Raw genomic sequence first — 19,031 nt, forward strand, 5'->3', positions numbered from 1 at the left:
ACAGAGGGAGCGGCGATGTTTGATTTAGTCGATATCTTAAAAAGCCGCGAGGATGGTGCTGCGGGTGAAGCTCGTAACATTAACTCGATTGCTTTTGTGCAAACGGACGAATGCAAAAAACTGATCAGTGAAGCGTATCGATTTGAAGGCTTAGAGCAGCCGGAATTTAATACCTTATCTGATGAAAAGGTGTCAGAGAATACGCGCTCTGAGTCAATTGAAGTGATTATCTTAGAGCTGAATAAAAGTCAGGATATTGCTCAAGATGCAGAACGTTTAAGCCACTTAATGCCTAACGGTGCTTCTGTGGTGGTGATTGGTAGTGAAGACTGTATTTCGACTATTCGAAAGCTCAAAGCCCTTGGCATTTACTACTTGTTCTGGCCGATTAATAAGAATGAGTTAATCGACTTCGTCCTTAGCGTGAATGACAACCGATTAGGTAACCGAGGGTTAAGCAAAAAGCGCAGAGCAAAGCAGGTGAGTTTTGTCGGTTGCAAAGGCGGAGTAGGGACAACGCTACTGTGTGCTGAAATGAGTCGAGTGCTATCAGACAAGCGCAATGCCTCATGTGTGGTGGTGGATAACTGCTATCAAGGCGGTAACCTCGACATCATGCTCGGGATTGAAAAATTTGAGAAGCGTGAAATTCGCTCCGGTTCTCTGGCATCGAACTTGGATTTTTCGTCGTCGCAAAGTCTGCTTAAAAAGCAGAACAAAAACTTGTCGGTTCTCTCTTTAACCTCACAAGACATTGAAAATGTTGACCTCAAAGATTACACCAAAAATGTGGCTGCGTTTGTGTCGGAAGAGGTTAACTTTGTCTTAGAAGATCTCTCTTCTACTGCGGAAATGGTCTTTTCTTCTAAAGAGTTAGTCGATATTTCCGATTGCATTATCTTGGTTATTTCGCCAACGATTTCCTCTTTGCGTGAGGCTGCTCGTCAGCATAAAGAGATCAAAGAGCTCGCCGAAACCAAATCTTCACCAGTGCGGATCATTGTGGTGTTGAACTACTCCCTGCCAGATTCGTGCGCCACAGTCAGCCGTGAGGAAGTGGAAGAGTTTTTGCGCCGTCCAGTTGATATCGTCGTGCCTTACATGAAAAAGCTCGATGCACACATTTTGGATAAAAAGCGAGTGACGGATTATCGCGGACAACCTGCGAAGGCAATGGAAAATCTTGCAGCACTTATTTTTGGTGAAGAGATGAAAAATAGTTCGCCATTCCCATTCGGCTGGGGAGGCTAACCTATGCAAGGTGCCAGAGAGATATACAAAGATCTACGCGGGAAAATATTTGATGCTCTCGACCCTGAGGTGATCAATCGCCTCAACGCTCAGCAGCTCTCTGAACAGTTGGCTCAAGCATTAACTATGCTGATTGATAAAGAGCAATTGCCTGTACCCACCGTACTGCGCAATGACTTTGTTAAAAATTTAGTTGATGAACTGCAAGGTTTAGGGCCACTGCAGCCCTTGATGGACGATGAATCCATCACCGATATCATGATCAATGGTCATGAGCATGTCTTTATTGAGCGTAACGGCTTGGTTGAGCCGGCGGATGTAACATTTGTCGATGGCCAACAGCTACTCGAAATTGCCAAGCGCATCGCTGGGCGTGTTGGTCGCCGCGTTGACGAATCTCAGCCCATGTGTGATGCCCGTTTGCCTGATGGCAGCCGGGTCAACATTGTTATTCCACCTATTGCCATTGATGGTACTTCTATCTCGATTCGTAAATTTAAAAAACAAGCGATCGATTTAAACAAGTTGGTTGAGTTTGGCGCAATGAGCCCGGAAATGGCGCAGATGATGATGATCGCTTCCCGTTGCCGTCTAAATATTTTGATTTCTGGTGGTACTGGTTCAGGTAAAACCACCATGCTCAATGCGTTATCGCAATACATCTCAGAGAAAGAGCGCATCGTCACCATCGAGGATGCGGCCGAGCTGCGACTATTACAGCCCCATGTTGTGCGTCTAGAAACCCGAACCGCGGGTATTGAAAATACTGGTGCAGTGCATCAGCGAGACCTAGTGATCAATGCGTTACGTATGCGCCCTGACCGCATCATTGTTGGTGAGTGTCGTGGTGGTGAAGCCTTTGAGATGCTGCAGGCAATGAATACGGGTCATGATGGATCGATGTCGACTCTTCACGCCAACACGCCAAGAGATGCGCTCGCAAGGGTAGAAGCGATGGTGATGATGGCAACCAACAATTTACCGCTGGATGCCATTCGACGCACCATTGTGAGTGCAATCGATATCATTATTCAAATCAGTCGCTTACATGATGGTAGCCGTAAAGTCATGAGTATTACTGAAGTGATAGGTATCGAGGGTAATAGTGTTGTATTGGAAGAAATATTCCGCTTTCAACCGGAGTTAAGTGAAGCCAATACTGAGCAAGTGCGTGGTAACTATGTGACTGCTGGCTTGATGAAGCGCTCAGTTTTGGTCGAAAAAGCACGCTTCTTTGGTTTAGAAGCACAGTTAGATTCTCTATTTCAAATAGGTAGGCAGCAATGATCTATTTCGTCCTGATTGGTTTTGGGGTATTGGTGCTATTGATATGGGTGTTAGAGCCTAAGAAAAAGCACACCTACTTGGAAGAGTTTAACCGTACTGTGCTGGTGAGCAATATGTCCAGCGAGAGTGGCCAAGCGGTAGACTTGAAGTCGCTATCCGACAGAACTTATGGACAAATGATCAGCGAAAAGTGGGTGAATGTTCAAAAACAATTAGGTCGTTTCTCCTACTTTAAAATTCTCTTGGCAATGGCAGTATTCGGTTTTCTTGCACTTGAAATCAACGATAGATTCATCCGTGGTAATGTTTTCATCGTTGTCGCGATTGTTGAAGTGATAGGACTGACGTTTGGTTATTTATGGCTGCAAAAGCGTGAAGAGAAAATGTTTGAAGAGTCTTTTCCTGATGCGCTCAATATGCTATCAAGTGCGGTGTCGTCGGGGGAAAGTATCATGCATGCCATCATGTATGTGGGTAAATCACTTGATGGTGATGTCGGTGCAGAGTTCAAGTTAATGGGAGAGCGTTTGCAACTTGGTGAGAGCGCTGACGATGTGTTACGTAAATCTTGCCGACGTTTTCCATACCCTTCATTCCAATTTTTTGTGATTACCTTGCGCGCCAATATGCATCGAGGCGGTCAGCTCAAAGACGTTATTACTCGCCTTAATCGATTGATGTTTGATGCTCGTTCGATTGAAAAGAAAAAGTTCGCCTTGACTGCGGAAGCGCGTATGTCCGCCAAGATAGTGGCGGCAATCCCGTTTATTTTCTTACTGATTATGCAGGCTCTCAGCCCCGATAACTATGAGTTCGTCATGTTTCACGAAGACGGGCGCCCGATTCTTTATTACATGTTGATCAGTGAAGCCATCGGGATAGCCATCGTTTGGGGCTTGATGAAAGGAGTGCGCTGATGGAAGCCGTTATCGCTTTTTTTTCAACCGTGACAGGGCAAATTATTCTAGCCACTTGGTTTGTGGTACTCGGCGTTTGTGTGGTGTTTTACAGTTTGTATTTAAGGGCGATTCGCCAAAATCGCTTTGCAAAATATGGATTAAATTACAGTAAAAAACAGCGTGCGCAGAGCTTTCTAGAGTACGTAAACAAGATGATTGGTAGCTTTGTTTCCATGTCTGAAACGGACGTTCAACAAAAGCTAATTGCGGCGGGTTTCTATGATGCCAAGTTTTCTAAGTGGTTGTTTCCATTGAAATATGGTGCGTTGGTTGTCGGGGCGGGTTTGATTGTTTTTTACGGCATTCAAATCGTACTACCGATGACCAAGATACTACTCTATGCCTCGCTTTGGGTGGTGCTTTGCTTGCTTGGGCCTGATTGGTATTTGGCGATGCGTCGGAAAGCGCTGCAGCGCAAACTCTCGGATCGTTTGCCTTATCTGCTCGATTTAATGGGTGTGTGTGTGCAAACCGGTATGACCATCGAGTCTTCTATGGGCTATTTAGCGAAAGAGATGGTCGGTTTTGATCGTGATATTGCTTACATGCTGAATAAAACCAATGAGCGGGCAAAGTTAGTTGGTTTAGAGCAATCATTAGAGGAGTTGTATGACCGAGTTCCAACGGCTGAGATTCGTAGTTTTGTCATGACCTTGAGCCAAAGTTTGCAATACGGCTCATCAATTTACAGTGTTCTGACTACGTTAGCGATGGATATCCGCGAGATTCAAATGCTCGGCGTAGAGGAAAAAATCGGTAAGTTGTCAGCTAAGATGTCAGTGCCGCTGATACTACTCATCATGCTACCGATCGTTATTTTGATTACAGCACCAGGCGTCATGAGAATGATGGCCGGTTCATAAGGAAGGTGAACAATGGTCCAAAAAATCTTACTGTTATCATTTTTGTTTAGTGCGCTTGTTGGTTGTAGTTCGACGCCGTCGAGTGTGGCCAAACAAGCCCAATCCGCCAGCTTTTCAGCCAAAGAAACGGTGTTGACGCAGGCGGGTGATCAATCAAAGCTGATCAGTTACTACAAAGAACACTTAAAGCAGACTGAAGACGAGCGTGTACGCGTAAAACTGGTTGAGGCGTATTTAGACAGTGATGATTTGGACTCTGCGGATTTTTACTATCAGACCTTATCTAAAAATTCTCAGTTTTCACCCAACGGACTATACTTAAAAGCACAGATCGAATTTGCGAAAGGCAACATGGATAAAACCATCGTTGCTGGTTTGGAAGCGTTAGAGGCTAGAGAAAATTACCCAGAGGTAGAAAACCTGTTGGGGATGGCTTATGCGTCTCAGAGAGATATCAATAATGCCTGGCGATACTTCTATCTAGCGCGAAAACACCTTTTCGATGATGTCACCATTAAGAATAACCTCGCCGTTATTGACCTCCTGTTACAAGACTATGGCCTTGCGATATCGCGATTGGAGCCTATCTACCAATCGGGAAATCGTGATGCCACCATAGTCTCCAATCTTGCCTTGGCTTATGCAAAGTCGGGTGACTTTGAGCGTTTCAAATCGCTGTTTGTTTCCCGCTATACCGCTCAAGAAATTGAAGAGCTCTACATTGGTCTAAGGTTGGTGTCTGTGACACCGGCAGATGAGTTGCTCGCCTCCTCTCCAACACCATCTACTGAGGTTAAGGGTTTAACCCCTTAAGGAGGCAAGGATGAAAAAAAAGCAAAAGGGTGTAGTAAGTGTTGAATTAGCGCTCGGCTTCTTTGCATTTTGGTTGATGGTTGCGGCTTGGGCAGAATTAAGCTTTATGTCTTATGTCTCCGCAGTCAACGATCTTGCCGTTGCAGAAGCATCGCGAACGGCGAAAAAGGACACGCAAGATTACATAGATCATTTTTATAATCGATTGGATGAGAGCGACAGTTTGTGGAGTGGATTAGTCGACAAAAGCAAATTTAAAGCGTCGGTTCGCTATGTTCCTGATATGAATGCGCTTAATCAAGTCAACGCAATCTGCGAGCCTGCAGGTGGAACGCAAACCACTGAGTGCGGTACACCTGCCAATTCAGCAATCGCTATTTACTATATCAGTTACGACTTTAGCGGAATTTTTAGCTACTTCTTCGATCAAGATACCATCTTTGGTCGGGAAGTTATCGTGGTACAAGAGTATGAAAGAGATCAATTCGAAATCTAATCAGGCTGGCGTATTCACGATTGAATTTGCAATTGTGGGATTACTGCTTGGTGTGCTGATTATGTTCACTGGGGATGTGCTAGTGAAGTTATCGATGAAGGGTAAATTAGACCGTTTGTCATACTCCGCAGCCAGCCTAGTAAAAGAGCGAACCCAACTATATGGAGAAGATTACGTAACAACTGGCGCTGACGCTGACATCGTATTTACGGTCATTAGCCGGTCATTAGAACGGACCACCAGTCAATATGAGTTAGAACGCTTTGGCATGGTGATAGAAGAACAAACGTATGCAGCAGACTCAACCCCTAACGCGTTGAGGACGATGAATAGAGGTGGTCGAGACTGCAATCTTGATGAAACGCTAGGTGATATTGAAAACGGGCTGACAGTCGAAACCTCTTGGGGGCGTCAGACCACCCTATACCGAGTAACGTTATGTTACTTCACCGATAACCTTGTTGAAGACCTTTTGGATAATGGCTTTAACATCGTTTCATCTAGCTCTGTCATCATAGGAAGGTGAGTTATGAAGTCTCCTATCTCAAAACAGAAAGGCCATGCTGCTATTTTGTTTACCATCATGATCCCCGGATTGTTTGGTTTGTTCAGCTTGGCGACGGATGGCGCAAGGATGATGCAAGATAAAGCGAGATTAGAAGATGGCCTCGAAGTGGCTAGTCTAGCCGTCGCGGCTCACAACGATGACAACGTTGATGATGGTTCGGGTAACGGTAGCGCGGTCAATCAGGCGATAGCCAATGCTTATATTGCGCAATACATGTCTAACATGAACTCAGTCGACAGTTTGTCTATTCAGAAACTGAGTTGTGACCAAATCCCGGATTGTGTCAGCGGCCTTGCCGCAGGTGAGCCACGTTTCTTTGAGTTTCGAGTTGCAGCCACTACGGCACACGACACTTGGTTTTCTGGTGACTTAAAGTCCTTTGATGAAAACTACACGGTATCCGGACAATCGAATGCTCGTAAGTACCAAAACAGTGCGGTAGACGTCGTGTTTGTCTCGGATTTCTCGGGATCTATGGGCGATCCTTGGTCTGGCGGCTCTCAAGACAAATACGAAGATTTGGTTGATGTTATTGAAACCGTGACAGATGAATTGCAAAAATTTAATGATTTGGTCAACGCTGATGACAACACCGTCGCCTTTGTCGGCTTTAACAATTACGTACGTTTGATTGATGGTGATGGATCAGGTGCAACATGTTTTGTCGACCAACTGGAGTATAACCGCTTTGGTAATATCGGTTACCGGAAAACAGTGAATCGTGTGTTCATTGAAAAGCAAGGCTGTGTCACGTCGGGTACTTATAACGCTGTCATCGAAGACATTCTACCTACCACCAATTTTACGGCTTTCAATAACAAGATTGATGACTTTTCACCAGCCGGTTATACCTCGTCAGCCCAAGGCCTGATTCGTGGGGCTCAATTGGCTAACCTTGGTACTAACCCGCGTCGCTTGGTGGTTATTTTATCTGATGGTAATGACTTAGGCTCAACCAACGGTGTGAACAACAGTACCATCTCATCGACCCTGTACGGCAGTAGTTACAAATTGTGTGACAAAATTCGTGATGATCTTGATGCCCAAACCGCCGCGAATGGCGATCCGGTGACGTCGAAAATTGCGGTAATTGGCTTTGACTACAACGTATCGGGTAATACCGCACTGCAAGATTGTGCGGGTGTAGATAACGTGTTTGAAGCGCAGAACAAAAACGAAATTCTCAATAAGATTTTAGAGCTGATCAGTGAAGAAATTGGGCATCTAAAATGATCCATAATTGCTAAGGAGAGGCCACATGCATAGAGCCATACTCACCACACTAATTGCTATTTTAAGTAGCCCAGTCTCGAATGCTGTGGCCGGAGAAGGTCAAGAGATATTGCGCTATTGCGCGAAACCAGATTTAAATTACCAACAAGACTTGCAGTTTGGTCAGGCAACCGAAGTGATGCTCAATCAGGGGCCATTTGTATTGCTGCAACGGGAAAGCGATTTTGTTGTGACGGAACAAATGATTCGCCAAGAACTGCTCAACGCTGGGATTGACCCTGATTGCGCAGAATATTTGATGTCCAAAAGCAATACCGTGGCTTATGAGACAGGAGAGCTGGTGGCGAGGGTTTACTTTGCGTTTGATAAGTCGCAGCTTACCAAAGAGTCTAAGTATGTACTGGATACCATGGTTGAAAAACTGGGGCAGAGTAAGCAAGCGCTCACATTAGAAGGTCATACTGACCATGTCGGGACTCATGAATACAACTTTGCGCTTGGCCTGCGTCGGGCGAATAGTGTTAATGGGTATTTGGTCAGCAAGCAGATGCCAAAAGATTCGCTTGCTGTGGTGTCGAAAGGGGAGACGATTCCGATTCAAACCAATGCGACAGCAGAGGGAAGGAAAGCCAATCGACGCGTGGATATCGTTGCGAGTGACTCGCAATAAAACCAAAGCCGCTGTTCGTTCAGCGGCTTTTTCTTTGTCGCATGGTTGATGTTTAAATGAGAGCAGAAACCACACCAACCGTAATGAAGGTCAACACCATCCAAATAATCGGTAGCTTAAGGGTTTTGAGTAGGTAAAAACCGACCAGCACTAATGCAATATCTAATGGGCTCATTACCGCGCTAGTAAACACAGGTTGGTATAAAGCAGAGACAAGTAGGCCTACTACGGCTGCATTTACACCACTAACAGCACCGGCCACTTTTGGGTTTTGTGCCAGCGATTGCCAGTTTTTCAATACCCCAAGTAATAACAAGAACCCTGGAACAAATACCGCGATGGTCGCCACTAATGCACCCGTGATAGGCGCACTTGGCAGTAGTTCATAACCGATATAAGTCGCAAAGGTGAACATTGGCCCTGGTACGGCTTGCGCTGCGGCATAACCCGTTAGGAATGCATCTTGGCTCAGCTGATCGCCAACGATGTTTTGTAGCAAAGGTAGCACCACATGACCGCCGCCAAAGACTAGGCTACCGGCTTGGAAGAAGTCGTTAAACAGACCAAGTATCGGTGTGAAGTGGGCAACAAAGGGTAAACCAACAATTAACACTGCGAAGATCACTAAGGGGGCAAAGCTTGGTTGGAATGGTTTTGGCTCTGCGGGCGTTTCGCCTTTGAGATATGTTGCCCCAACAATCGCAGCAATGATAAGCACGATCATTTGGGTCGCAATGCTTGGCATGGTGAGTAGGGCAATGGCGGTGACCACGCAAAGGGTCGTTGCTAATGTGTTTTTACAGAAGTTTTTATACATGCCCCAAGCCGCGTCAGCCACGACAACGACCGCCAGCAATTTTAGCCCATGCACAATGCTTTGGAATGCGCCTGTTTGGGTGACATGGCTACTCGCAATCGCCAGTAATACCATGATGAGGACAGAAGGTAGCGTAAATCCAATAAACGCAGCGCAAGCCCCTAATAGGCCACCGCGTTTGTAACCAAGAGCAAAGCCCACTTGGCTTGAACCTGGGCCCGGTAAGAATTGGCTTAGCGCGACGATTTGAGCGTAGTCGCTATCATCGAGCCATTTGAGCTTTTCAACAAAGGTTTGACGGAAATAACCGATGTGTGCAGCAGGCCCACCAAAGCTTATCCAGCCGAGCCAAAAGAAGGTTTTAAAAATAGAGAACATGGAAGCAAATCCGGTTTATCAATACTGACCTTACTGTAATAAATGTACTATGATGATTCAAATTGATAGTTTTAATTCTATTTATGAATCAAATGGGATAGTAAATGGCAGTATCCGATGATATTCAGTGGCGAAATATCGACCTTAATTTACTGGTGACTTTTTCCTACCTTTATCGTTATCGCAGCGTCAGTGTGGCGGCAGAAAAGAGCTTTATCAGCCAGTCGGCGATGAGTCACAGCTTAGCGCGTTTACGTGTGCTGCTTGATGATGGGTTGTTTGAGCGTAAAGGGCACAAGATGGAACCTACCGACCATGCTCACCATATTGCGCCGATTGTGCATCGTTTATTGGATTCTATTACTCATGAGTTGCTGACTAAATCAGTCTTTACCCCGAAAGACTACAACGGCGTGTGTCGCATAGGTTTAACCGATTACGCGGAATTCATCTTTGCGCCAGTGATTTATGACGCGATACGCGAGCAGGCACCTAACGCTCAAATCAGTTTTGTGAACGTCAATCGCAGCAACTATGTTGCGCTGGTGGAAAATGAAAAATTAGACTTGGTGATCGGCAGTATGCCAGTACTTGATGATAATTTTGATAGCCATTTTCTTTATACTGAAAAGCACGTCTGTTTGGCTGATAAGCAAATGCTTGGTTTATCTGGCGTATTAGATAAGCAGACTTTTGCTAGCATTGAACATGCCTTGGTTAGTCCGGATGGCAGCTTAGCGACTCAAGTGGACAAGAAGTTAGCAGAGCATGGGCTGACACGCCGCGTAACCGTTGCATCACGTAACTTTTTGACCATTCGCAGTTTGCTAAAACAGCGTCGCTTGATCGCCATCGTGCCAGAAAAAATGGCGATGGCTCAGGGCTTTGATGACCAGCTTTCGACCTTTACACCTCCTGTCCCTGTTGCGGATTTTGACATTGCGATGCTATGGCATACTCGTTTGTCTGACAGCGAAAAGGGTCAATGGTTAAGAGGGTTAGTGGCACAAGCGGTATTAAGCGAGTAACTGTTTAAGCATCTTATCAATGACTTGTTGGTGATCGGTTGTGACGCCCGCGAGATTGCCATATTTAGGCTGGTGGCGATCATTTTCTTGGGCGTGGTGCCAGCCAACTGTATGTTCAATAAATTGTTGGGCGAACGCTTCTGATACCTCTAAGCAACCAGCCATTACGGTGTCCACATAGGTTTGCATAATAGGGCTATTAAGGCACGGTGGTTCGGCTTGTTCAGTGATGTAAACCCACACCTTATCCTGTTGGCTTAATGAGAGCGAAACGTCGATTTGCTCAATCGGCAGTGAAATACGTTGATAACCTCGTTCACGTATGTCGAATTCAGCTATCGCTTGCTCGTTGACTTGAAGAAGCATCCCATTCACCAACCCTTTGCCTTTGGTCACGACCAAAGGTGCCAATACGTAACTGTCATCGACTTTACTCCAATGACGGCATAAGCCATGCACGACGGCGGGTGTCGCTTGAGAGGTTTGACCGGTCAATTGGCGTGATGCTGAATTCATTAAGCTGCCATAACCAAAAATGTAATCAGCCATAGATGGGATTCCAAATCAAAAGGATAGAGAGTATCTACCATACCGACTTTTAGATGAAGGACTAAAGACAAAAACCATTGTTCTCATAGCCAATAGTTATATGTGTCAAAATGACCTCTTGGGGTCAATTAGATATAAATTTTAAGAGTCAAAATGACATTAAAATGAGAGTGATTTTGTCATAAAGTATTGAAATTAATGATTATAAAATTTGGTACGATTCGTGCAGTAGAGAAGCAAATGATTTGTATTGGACAGTTAGTTTGCTAAATATCACTGATAAACGAGTAGAAGAAAAGATTCCAGCTGTATTGAGGTTAGGTTTTCGTCCGTTCTTTTTCCTTGGCGTTTTATACGCTTTTATTGCCATTCCAGTTTGGGTATGGATGTTTCGTACTGGCCAACCTGAAGTATTATCAGTCCCAGCACTTTGGTGGCATGTGCATGAGATGATCTTCGGCTTCGCCATGGCGATTGTCGTCGGATTTGTGTTAACTGCGGTCCAAAACTGGACTGGAATCAATGGTACTAAGAGTTACCGTTTGTTAGCCATTGTGGTGCTTTGGATGATACCTCGCTTGCTCTTCTGGAGCCCCGCACCACTTTGGCTAATCTCTATTTTCGATGCCTTATTCCTCGCCTTTGCAGCTTATGAGGTTGCTTGGCGTGTCGTGCAAGTTAAGGGGTGGAGAAACTTGTTTTTTGTCCCTTTGTTTATGCTCGCGGTGGTGGCTAATTTTGCCAGTTATGCCTGCGTGAAAGGCATGCCCCCGTTCCCCGCTTCGGCAGTATGGCAAGCCATGTTGTGGTGGTTCACCTTGTTACTGTCGGTGATGGGCGGACGAGTGATTCCATTTTTCTCTGCGCGTCGTTTTAATACCGAGAAACCTCAACCGTTAGTTTGGTTAGAGTGGGCAGCTAATCTTCCTCTACTTGGGTTATTCATTTTAAGCTTTTTCCCATTAGCTATGGAGCAGGTAGGCCAAGTGTTTATGGTGATTTCTGGTGTCGCTCATGCCATTAAGATCATGCGTTGGAAGCCGTGGCAAACATTTGCAGAGCCATTAGTATGGTCACTGCATCTGACTTATCTGTGTATTCCGTTGAGCTTGCTAGTGCGCGGTTTATGGGATAACGCCTTTGCTCAACACAATATGATTCACCTGTTCGCGATAGGTGCGCTAGCGGGTTTAATTTTAGCGATGATCGCTCGTGTCACCATGGGACACACTGGTAGAGAGATTTACAAAGGACCAAAAATGGGTTGGGCATTTGCAGCTATCGTATTAGCGGCCCTAGTGCGCAGTTTTGGTGTCGTGTTGTTCCCAAGTTATATGCTGGAAATGATTGATACGAGTGCTCTGCTGTGGACTTTCGCTTTCGGCATGTTCTTAATTAAGTTTGGCTATATGCTACTGACACCAAGAGTGGATGGGCATCCGGGCTAGTTTGAAGTCATTAAACCGAAAACGAAAAAGGCTTGGTGGTGACCAAGCCTTTTTCATGTGCATGAGTTATAGGTTGCCTTGATTAAAATCTTTCTGGAAATAGAGCACCTTCTGTAAGTAGCGTCTTGCTTCTGCTTTAGGGTGCTGGGTGGTTAAAATGTCATACACCTGCTTCGGTGTGGCATTGTTGAGCTTCACCATGGCACGTTTTCGATCGCGATCAAAGGCGGATAATACGCCGCCTGTCCCGCCGTTATACGCGGAGATCATACTAAAGTGCAGCGATGTTGGGTGCTTCACCTCTTTCAAATATCTGTTCTTCAAAATGTAAAAGTAAGCCGCTCCAGTGTCGATGTTGCTGGCAGGATCAAATAAGTACTCTTTGGTCGGAATGCCCGGTTTGTTTTTCACTAAATTAAATACATCTGCGCCCGCCGTTTTTGGGATCACCTGCATCAAGCCGTAAGCGCCTGCATGACTCACCGCGTAGGGGTTAAAGCTACTTTCGGTCTTGATGATGGAGTAAATCAAATCTTCCGATAACCCATAGCGTTTTGCCGCATCTTGGATTAGCCCTGCATATTGGTATTCACGTTGTTCTAGGTGATTTTCCACCATAGAGATTTCTACGTAGTAGGCGGTGCCTTGTTTAATGGCCTTATGTTGCAAGGCGTGTTCAAGCAAGTAATTGGCGTAACGGTTGGCGCGCCACTCCCACTCAATCGGCTTACCTTCATGGTCTAGCACTTGGCCAAGTAAGAAAGGTTGACCACGCAATATGGCTTGTTTGTCACTGAACAGCTCTGCATGAGCAGGGTCGGCTGGCATCAAAAGCGTTTGAACAATTGCCTTTTGCAGCTTTTGCTTAGACTGATACTGAGAAATAGTGGAAACGTAAATCTTGCCTTTATCGAAATCGATGTGCGCGCGAGTGTTATAACCATCAAGGTATTTGACGTAGCGATGCTTACCCGCTGCGACAAAATCATCTTCTCCCCAGCGCTGCTTGGCGAGTTTGGCCACATAAGCCAGTAGCTGATTAACGCTTTGTTGTTGGTTGGGTTGAGAGATGGATGGTGTTGTCTCTGATGCACAATCACAGGTTTGTGGTCGAGGCGATAGTTCGCATCCGGTAAGTAAAGCGAGTAGTAAATAACTGAGTTTTTTCATTATGGTCAACGAGTCACGTATAGCGCGTTGATAATAATCAGTCGATGAAAGAGGGGATAATTATTAGTTTTTGTCGAGATAATAAAAATCCCTCTCAGTGGCTGAGAGGGATTGAATAGGGTTGTTACTAGATAGGAAACGAGCGATTAGTTGTTTTTGTGTAGTTCGCTGTTTAGTTCAACCGCCGATTTGTTTGCTAGACATTCGATTTGACCTGTCACTGAGTTGCGACGGAATAGTAGGTCAGAAACACCCGCAAGATCGCGTGCTTTAACGACTTCAACTTCTTGGCCTGTTGAATCTAGCATGCGTACTTTAGAACCCGCTGTTACGTATAGGCCAGATTCAACCGTGCAACGATCACCCAGTGGGAAACCAAGACCTGCGTTAGCACCTAGTAGTGAGTTTTCACCGATAGAAACCACAACTTTACCGCCGCCAGATAGTGTACCCATGATAGATGCGCCGCCACCAATGTCAGAGCCATTGCCTACCACAACACCCGCAGAGATACGGCCTTCAACCATGCTTACGCCAGTTGTGCCTGCGTTAAAGTTGATGAAGCCTTCGTGCATAACGGTTGTGCCTTCGCCTACGTGTGCGCCAAGACGAACGCGAGACGTATCTGCGATACGAACACCAGCAGGAACCACGTAATCAACCATTTTAGGGAACTTGTCTACGCAATCGACTGAAAGAGTACGACCCGCTAGGCGAGCTTCGATTTGACGATCTGCTAGCTCAGGAAGATCGATAGGGCCTTCGTTAGTCCAAGCGATGTTGTGCAGTAGACCGAAGATACCGTCTAATACCGTACCGTGAGGTTGAACTAGACGGTTAGAAATAAGTTGTAGCTTTAGGAAGCCTTCAGCAACAGATTGTGGCTGCTCATCAGTAGCAAGAATGACTAAAACCAGAGGCTGCTCTGATTGTGCTGCTTTTGCTGCGAAAGAAGCATTCGCCGCGTCGCCGTTTGCTTCAAAGGCAGTCGCTAGCTCTGCGCTTTGCGCTGCTGAGATCTCAATAGCTTGGTTGCCTTGCTCGTAACCTGCTACCGCTGCAACTGCGTTTACAAGTGCATCGCTAGGGTTAAGTACTGGGTTAGGGAAAAATGCTTCAATGATTTTGCCGTCACGATTCTTTGTCGCCGCACCGAAACCAAGTGAAAAGAAAGCCATAGTCAATCTCCGTATGTTGAGTCTTTTAATTCTCGCCGATTCAATGGCAAGAAATTGGAATTAATTGCTAGCCATCATAAATAGACAGTCTAAGACTTTAAAGCGCAAATTTAGATAAAGTCTGTAGACGGATACGTTTTGTCCGATTAGCGATGTTTTTGTCTGACAGGATATTTCGTGGTACAGGTTTTACAGGCTAATAGAGCCACTTTGTGTGGCTCTATTTTTTTATTCACATGGTGGCTAGGCGGCTTGCCGTTCTCTTTGAGCGATGGCGACGGCGAGCGCCACTGTTGCGCCTACCATAGGATTATTACCCATGCCGATAAAACCCATCATCGCCACATGAGCGGGTACTGAAGAACTCCCCGCGAACTGTGCGTCTGCGTGCATTCGGCCAAGGGTATCGGTCATGCCGTAGGAAGCTGGGCCAGCGGCAACATTATCAGGGTGCAGTGTTCGACCGGTGCCACCACCAGAAGCGACCGAGAAATAAGGCAGTTCTAATCGGCTGCGTTCAGTTTTATAGATACCCGCGACTGGGTGCTGGAAGCGAGTTGGGTTAGTGGAGTTACCTGTAATGCTCACATCCACTTGTTCTTTGTGCATGATGGCGACGCCTTCACGCACATCGTCTGCACCGTAACAAAGGATGTCGCCTCGTGGGCCTTGGGAAAAGCGGCGACGCTCAATTTCATGAAGAGCGCCAGTTTGATAGTCATACTGTGTTCTCACATAGGTAAAGCCATTAATGCGGGAAATTAGATAGGCCGCATCTTTGCCCAAACCATTAAGAATCACTTTGAGTGGCGATTGACGGCTTTTATTGACGTTAAGCGCAATCTTAATCGCACCTTCGGCAGCTGCGAACGATTCATGGCCCGCTAAAAAAGCAAAGCACTGACTTTGTTCATTGAGAAGACGTGCTGCGAGAGCACCGTGACCTAAACCCACTTGGCGCTGATGGGCAACACTGCCCAGCTTCGTCACCGCTTGCAGTCCTTCGCCGATAATCAGTGCTGCTTGCTCTGCTGTAGACGCACCTCGATAGATGGCGAGGGCAGCACCTAAAGTGTAAGCCTCAGCGGCACTGTCAAACGCAATGGGTTGAGTGTCGAGTACAAGGGCTTGAGCATCTATTTGGTGGGATAGGCAATATTGACGAGCTTGATCCAGTGATGACAATTGCATTTCGTTTAGGAGCTCAGTGATTGCAGGGGTATATTGAGTGTTCATAACTGATCTCCTAATTAAGCTTGGCGAGGGTTGATGGTTGTGACAGCTTCATCAAAACGGCCATAACTGCCCGTTGCCGCGAGTGCTGCTTGATCGGCTGGGGTGCCTTCGTTAATGGCTTTCATTAACTTGCCAAGGTTGAGGTACTGGTAACCGATAACCTCGCGGTTTTCATCGAGGGCAAGTTGAGTCACATAGCCTTCGGCTAACTCCATGTAGCGAACGCCTTTTGCTTTTGTGGCATAACTGGTGCCGACTTGGCTACGTTGAGTTTGGCCTAAATCTTCCAGTGCCGCACCAATCTCTAGACCGCCTTCAGAAAAAGCAGATTGACTACGGCCATAAACAAATTGAAGAAAAATCTCTCGCATCGCAACATTAATGGCATCGCAGACAAGGTCTGTATTGAGAGCCTCAAGGATGGTTTTTCCGGTCAGTATTTCAGCTGCCATTGCCGCTGATTGAGTCATGCCAGAACAGCCAATGGTCTCTATGAGTGCTTCTTCTATGATGCCTTGTTTCACATTCAAAGTGAGCTTGGCAGCGCCTTGCTGAGGAGCACAAGCGCCAACCCCATGACTTAGTCCGGAAATGGCAATCACATCTTTAGGGTTGACCATCGCACCTTCAATTGGAATGGGTGCAGACGCGTGTAAATGGCCTCGTTGAATCGGGCACATGGATTGTACTTCGTGTGAATATTGCATGATGTTTTCCCAGTGTTTATCTCTTAAATGTGTTTGAGATAGTTTTTGTTATGAGAAAACAGGTAGGGTTGGAAAAGAGTTAGCTTGCTCACTACAGAACTCATCCCGCATCAATAGCTAAAATTGATGCGTTGATCCAACAGGAAAACCTGTTTTCGTTTCTGTAGGAGTCATCAGCATGTGGCGGTTTTAACACGATCGTTAAGGTGGAACTCCATCACCAGAGGCGATCATAGCGCCAACAAAGTGTGATGGACAACAAACTTCTTAGACCATGTGGCACTTAAAAAACGCGGCAATATATGGATATGAATATATCGAGATGAGATACATCATCCAAACGAAAAAAGCCCGATGCATTGCATCGGGCTTTTGATTGAGACTTTACTTCTATACCCGAAGGTATAACTGATTGGCGCTGCGCTTTTCGCGCTTATATATGCTTTATTATCTCTTTTTGAGATTATCCAACCATCTGCTCGTTGAGCGCGAGCAGTGTAAGCAAAATTACTTGCTTAGGTCTTCTGAGTGCTCAGATAGGAACGCTGCAACACCTTTTGGAGATGCGTCCATACCTGCTTTACCTTCTTCCCATTGCGCTGGGCAAACTTCACCGTTCTTCTGGTGGAAGTTTAGAGCGTCAACCATGCGTAGCATTTCGTCGATGTTACGGCCTAGTGGTAGGTCGTTAACAACTTGGTGACGTACAAGGCCGTCTTCGTCGATTAGGAAAGAACCACGGAAAGCAACGCCAGCTTCTGGGTGCTCTACATCGTACGCTTTGCAGATTTCGTGCTTAACGTCAGCGATTAGTGGGTACTTAACTTGACCGATACCGCCATCTTCGATAGCAGTGTTACGCCATGCGTTGTGTGAGAACTGAGAATCGATTGAAACGCCGATTACTTCAACGCCTTTCGCTTTGAAATCTTCAAAACGGTTGTCGAATGCGATTAGCTCAGATGGGCAAACGAAAGTGAAATCTAGTGGGTAGAAGAAAACTACCGCTTTCTTACCTTTAGTGAATTCTGCAAAGTTGAAGTTATCAACGATCTCGCCGTTACCTAGAACAGCTGCTGCAGTAAAATCTGGGGCTTGACGACCAACTAGTACCATTTTTTTGCTCCTAAATATTTTTTAGTTCCAAACCGTTACAGTAATGATTCGGTTCGGTCCGTGTTTGAACGAGACAAACTATAGTACAGACTGTACTATTGAAAAAAGCGAATTAAATAGATTGAGCTAATCGAAAAAAACGATGAAAAGTTCAATGTAATCCCACAGTAGTAAAAAAATGAATAAATGGCCTAGTCTCAAACAATTACATTACCTTGTTACCTTGCATGAAACCCGTCATTTCAGTGATGCTGCAGAGCGCTGCTTTGTTAGCCAGTCGACACTAAGTAAAGGTATCCAAAATCTTGAAGAGCTGATTGGCTGCCCTTTATATGAAAAGAAAGATAAAAAGAGCCCACTTGTTTTTACTCAAGCAGGTGAACTTGTCGTGCAGCAAGGACGAGAGTTGCTAGCCAAAGGGCAAGACTTAGTTGAACTGGGTCGGCTTTGCCAAGGTGGAGAGATGGAAGGCCAGCTAAGAGTTGGTTGTATCCCGACGATTGCGCCTTTTTTACTGTGCGATCTCGTGCAAGAGGTGAATCAGCGCTTCCCAAGTTTAAATATGTTGTTGCGTGAAGATACCACCACTAACTTGCTAGCCGCGCTACGCCATGGTGAGCTGGATGTGTTGATTCTTGCTCTGCCAGTAGAGATTGATGGCATGGAAAGCCGTATTGTGGGTAATGACCCATTCCGTATGATCATTAGTCGTAATCAAGCGGATGCGATCAAAACACCGATTAAATACGATGACTTACCGGATGAATCGGTCTTCTTATTAGAAAAAGAGCATTGCTTGACTGAGCATGCGGTGTCGGCGTGTCAGTTGACAGACAAAGAGAAGATCAACCCATTTTCAGCTACTAGCTTACATACCTTAGTCCAGATGGTGGCAAATGGTTTAGGTACGACCTTTATTCCTCAAATGGCGATTGATCATGGTTTGATTGAAAACCAGAATTTGGTGGTGGTGGATGCGCCGGGGCAGCAAGCTCATCGTCATATTGGCTTGGTTTGGCGACCAAGTTCTTCCCGTGTAAAAACATTTAATCAACTGGCGGATGTGGTTTCTGAGCTGCTTTAGCCATTAGTATTAGCCATTAATTCTGCTTATTGATAACAAAGCGCACTGATATTAGTGTGCTTTTTAGCATTTAATCCTGTCAGTAAGATTTAACTTGTAAAATTTTACAAAGAATTATTTTTGAAGCTTTCATTAAATTGTGAAATTTCACAATGTTAATTTTACAGTTTTCTATCTTCT

At 45.6% G+C, this 19,031-nt stretch carries 19 protein-coding genes and 1 riboswitch; of the genes, 12 read left to right on the forward strand and 7 right to left on the reverse strand.

What is annotated here, in order from left to right:
- Positions 1 to 15 precede the first annotated feature (15 nt).
- The 9 genes from OH461_RS10405 to OH461_RS10445 are packed head-to-tail and all read left to right on the forward strand — an operon-like array spanning position 16 to position 8,140.
- Positions 16 to 1,251 (forward strand): AAA family ATPase, encoded by a 1,236-nt coding sequence (locus tag OH461_RS10405; protein ID WP_270020543.1) that lies wholly within the window; start codon positions 16 to 18, stop codon positions 1,249 to 1,251.
- 3 nt (positions 1,252 to 1,254) lie between these two features.
- Positions 1,255 to 2,538, forward strand: a complete 1,284-nt coding sequence (locus OH461_RS10410) for a CpaF family protein (protein WP_260259743.1) — start codon at positions 1,255 to 1,257, stop codon at positions 2,536 to 2,538.
- On the forward strand, positions 2,535 to 3,455 hold the full coding sequence (locus OH461_RS10415) for a type II secretion system F family protein (protein ID WP_270020544.1): 921 nt from the start codon (positions 2,535 to 2,537) through the stop codon (positions 3,453 to 3,455). Before OH461_RS10410 ends, OH461_RS10415 begins: the two co-directional genes overlap by 4 nt.
- Positions 3,455 to 4,360 carry a type II secretion system F family protein gene (locus OH461_RS10420; protein WP_270020545.1) on the forward strand — a complete coding sequence of 302 codons (906 nt, stop codon included), beginning with the start codon at positions 3,455 to 3,457 and terminating at the stop codon, positions 4,358 to 4,360. The genes OH461_RS10415 and OH461_RS10420 overlap by 1 nt, the downstream gene beginning before the upstream one ends.
- Before the next feature lie 12 nt (positions 4,361 to 4,372).
- Positions 4,373 to 5,173, forward strand: coding sequence for a secretion protein (locus tag OH461_RS10425; RefSeq protein WP_270020546.1), 801 nt, complete (start codon positions 4,373 to 4,375; stop codon positions 5,171 to 5,173).
- A gap of 10 nt (positions 5,174 to 5,183) precedes the next feature.
- On the forward strand, positions 5,184 to 5,669 hold the full coding sequence (locus OH461_RS10430) for a TadE/TadG family type IV pilus assembly protein (RefSeq protein WP_270020547.1): 486 nt from the start codon (positions 5,184 to 5,186) through the stop codon (positions 5,667 to 5,669).
- Positions 5,644 to 6,195: a tight adherence pilus pseudopilin TadF gene (tadF, locus tag OH461_RS10435; RefSeq protein WP_270020548.1), complete on the forward strand. Its 552-nt coding sequence runs from the start codon at positions 5,644 to 5,646 to the stop codon at positions 6,193 to 6,195. Before OH461_RS10430 ends, tadF begins: the two co-directional genes overlap by 26 nt.
- A 3-nt stretch (positions 6,196 to 6,198) precedes the next feature.
- Positions 6,199 to 7,470 carry a TadE/TadG family type IV pilus assembly protein gene (locus OH461_RS10440; RefSeq protein WP_270020549.1) on the forward strand — a complete coding sequence of 424 codons (1,272 nt, stop codon included), beginning with the start codon at positions 6,199 to 6,201 and terminating at the stop codon, positions 7,468 to 7,470.
- 25 nt (positions 7,471 to 7,495) lie between these two features.
- Entirely contained in the window at positions 7,496 to 8,140 is a 645-nt protein-coding gene (locus OH461_RS10445) for an OmpA family protein (protein WP_270020550.1), read from the forward strand.
- A gap of 52 nt (positions 8,141 to 8,192) precedes the next feature.
- Here OH461_RS10445 and chrA read toward each other — a convergent pair whose 3' ends face one another.
- Positions 8,193 to 9,335: a chromate efflux transporter gene (chrA, locus tag OH461_RS10450; protein ID WP_270020551.1), complete on the reverse strand. Its 1,143-nt coding sequence runs from the start codon at positions 9,333 to 9,335 to the stop codon at positions 8,193 to 8,195.
- A 104-nt stretch (positions 9,336 to 9,439) separates the two neighbouring features.
- Between chrA and OH461_RS10455 the strand changes: the two genes are divergently transcribed.
- Entirely contained in the window at positions 9,440 to 10,363 is a 924-nt protein-coding gene (locus tag OH461_RS10455) for a LysR family transcriptional regulator (protein WP_270020552.1), read from the forward strand.
- Here OH461_RS10455 and OH461_RS10460 read toward each other — a convergent pair.
- Positions 10,352 to 10,912, reverse strand: a complete 561-nt coding sequence (locus OH461_RS10460) for a gamma-glutamylcyclotransferase family protein (protein WP_270020553.1) — start codon at positions 10,910 to 10,912, stop codon at positions 10,352 to 10,354. The genes OH461_RS10455 and OH461_RS10460 overlap by 12 nt on opposite strands.
- Before the next feature lie 263 nt (positions 10,913 to 11,175).
- On the opposite strand from OH461_RS10460, the gene OH461_RS10465 reads away from it, so the two are divergent.
- Positions 11,176 to 12,360 (forward strand): NnrS family protein, encoded by a 1,185-nt coding sequence (locus tag OH461_RS10465; RefSeq protein WP_270020554.1) that lies wholly within the window; start codon positions 11,176 to 11,178, stop codon positions 12,358 to 12,360.
- Positions 12,361 to 12,426: 66 nt separating this feature from the next.
- On the opposite strand, the gene mltC is transcribed toward OH461_RS10465, so the two are convergent.
- From mltC to OH461_RS10490, 5 genes are all read right to left on the reverse strand, one after another.
- The gene (gene mltC, locus OH461_RS10470) at positions 12,427 to 13,530 is read right to left on the reverse strand and encodes a membrane-bound lytic murein transglycosylase MltC (RefSeq protein ID WP_270020555.1); all 1,104 of its coding nucleotides are present in this window, start codon (positions 13,528 to 13,530) and stop codon (positions 12,427 to 12,429) included.
- Between the two features lie 146 nt (positions 13,531 to 13,676).
- The gene (gene dapD, locus OH461_RS10475) at positions 13,677 to 14,708 is read right to left on the reverse strand and encodes a 2,3,4,5-tetrahydropyridine-2,6-dicarboxylate N-succinyltransferase (RefSeq protein ID WP_270020556.1); all 1,032 of its coding nucleotides are present in this window, start codon (positions 14,706 to 14,708) and stop codon (positions 13,677 to 13,679) included.
- Between the two features lie 243 nt (positions 14,709 to 14,951).
- On the reverse strand, positions 14,952 to 15,944 hold the full coding sequence (locus OH461_RS10480) for a GGGtGRT protein (protein ID WP_270020557.1): 993 nt from the start codon (positions 15,942 to 15,944) through the stop codon (positions 14,952 to 14,954).
- Between the two features lie 14 nt (positions 15,945 to 15,958).
- Entirely contained in the window at positions 15,959 to 16,651 is a 693-nt protein-coding gene (locus OH461_RS10485; protein ID WP_270020558.1) for an iron-sulfur cluster assembly scaffold protein, read from the reverse strand.
- A 157-nt stretch (positions 16,652 to 16,808) separates the two neighbouring features.
- Positions 16,809 to 16,882, reverse strand: a riboswitch (Fluoride riboswitch).
- A 276-nt stretch (positions 16,883 to 17,158) separates the two neighbouring features.
- Positions 17,159 to 17,767: a peroxiredoxin C gene (locus tag OH461_RS10490; protein WP_260259728.1), complete on the reverse strand. Its 609-nt coding sequence runs from the start codon at positions 17,765 to 17,767 to the stop codon at positions 17,159 to 17,161.
- A 178-nt stretch (positions 17,768 to 17,945) separates the two neighbouring features.
- Here OH461_RS10490 and OH461_RS10495 point away from each other — a divergent pair, with 178 nt between their 5' ends.
- Positions 17,946 to 18,851 carry a hydrogen peroxide-inducible genes activator gene (locus tag OH461_RS10495; protein WP_270020559.1) on the forward strand — a complete coding sequence of 302 codons (906 nt, stop codon included), beginning with the start codon at positions 17,946 to 17,948 and terminating at the stop codon, positions 18,849 to 18,851.
- Positions 18,852 to 19,031: the final 180 nt, after the last annotated feature.

Source organism: Vibrio sp. LaRot3 (assembly GCF_027587025.1).
GTDB lineage: Bacteria > Pseudomonadota > Gammaproteobacteria > Enterobacterales > Vibrionaceae > Vibrio.

Excerpts from the sequence above, each read along its gene's own strand:
- OH461_RS10405 (WP_270020543.1), top strand. The coding sequence starts at position 16 with ATGTTTGATTTAGTCGATATCTTAAAAAGCCGCGAGGATGGTGCTGCG.
- OH461_RS10410 (WP_260259743.1), top strand. The coding sequence starts at position 1,255 with ATGCAAGGTGCCAGAGAGATATACAAAGATCTACGCGGGAAAATATTT.
- OH461_RS10415 (WP_270020544.1), top strand. The coding sequence starts at position 2,535 with ATGATCTATTTCGTCCTGATTGGTTTTGGGGTATTGGTGCTATTGATA.
- OH461_RS10420 (WP_270020545.1), top strand. The coding sequence starts at position 3,455 with ATGGAAGCCGTTATCGCTTTTTTTTCAACCGTGACAGGGCAAATTATT.
- OH461_RS10425 (WP_270020546.1), top strand. The coding sequence starts at position 4,373 with ATGGTCCAAAAAATCTTACTGTTATCATTTTTGTTTAGTGCGCTTGTT.
- OH461_RS10430 (WP_270020547.1), top strand. The coding sequence starts at position 5,184 with ATGAAAAAAAAGCAAAAGGGTGTAGTAAGTGTTGAATTAGCGCTCGGC.
- tadF (WP_270020548.1), top strand. The coding sequence starts at position 5,644 with ATGAAAGAGATCAATTCGAAATCTAATCAGGCTGGCGTATTCACGATT.
- OH461_RS10440 (WP_270020549.1), top strand. The coding sequence starts at position 6,199 with ATGAAGTCTCCTATCTCAAAACAGAAAGGCCATGCTGCTATTTTGTTT.
- OH461_RS10445 (WP_270020550.1), top strand. The coding sequence starts at position 7,496 with ATGCATAGAGCCATACTCACCACACTAATTGCTATTTTAAGTAGCCCA.
- chrA (WP_270020551.1), bottom strand. The coding sequence starts at position 9,335 with ATGTTCTCTATTTTTAAAACCTTCTTTTGGCTCGGCTGGATAAGCTTT.
- OH461_RS10455 (WP_270020552.1), top strand. The coding sequence starts at position 9,440 with ATGGCAGTATCCGATGATATTCAGTGGCGAAATATCGACCTTAATTTA.
- OH461_RS10460 (WP_270020553.1), bottom strand. The coding sequence starts at position 10,912 with ATGGCTGATTACATTTTTGGTTATGGCAGCTTAATGAATTCAGCATCA.
- mltC (WP_270020555.1), bottom strand. The coding sequence starts at position 13,530 with ATGAAAAAACTCAGTTATTTACTACTCGCTTTACTTACCGGATGCGAA.
- dapD (WP_270020556.1), bottom strand. The coding sequence starts at position 14,708 with ATGGCTTTCTTTTCACTTGGTTTCGGTGCGGCGACAAAGAATCGTGAC.
- OH461_RS10480 (WP_270020557.1), bottom strand. The coding sequence starts at position 15,944 with ATGAACACTCAATATACCCCTGCAATCACTGAGCTCCTAAACGAAATG.
- OH461_RS10485 (WP_270020558.1), bottom strand. The coding sequence starts at position 16,651 with ATGCAATATTCACACGAAGTACAATCCATGTGCCCGATTCAACGAGGC.
- OH461_RS10490 (WP_260259728.1), bottom strand. The coding sequence starts at position 17,767 with ATGGTACTAGTTGGTCGTCAAGCCCCAGATTTTACTGCAGCAGCTGTT.
- OH461_RS10495 (WP_270020559.1), top strand. The coding sequence starts at position 17,946 with ATGAATAAATGGCCTAGTCTCAAACAATTACATTACCTTGTTACCTTG.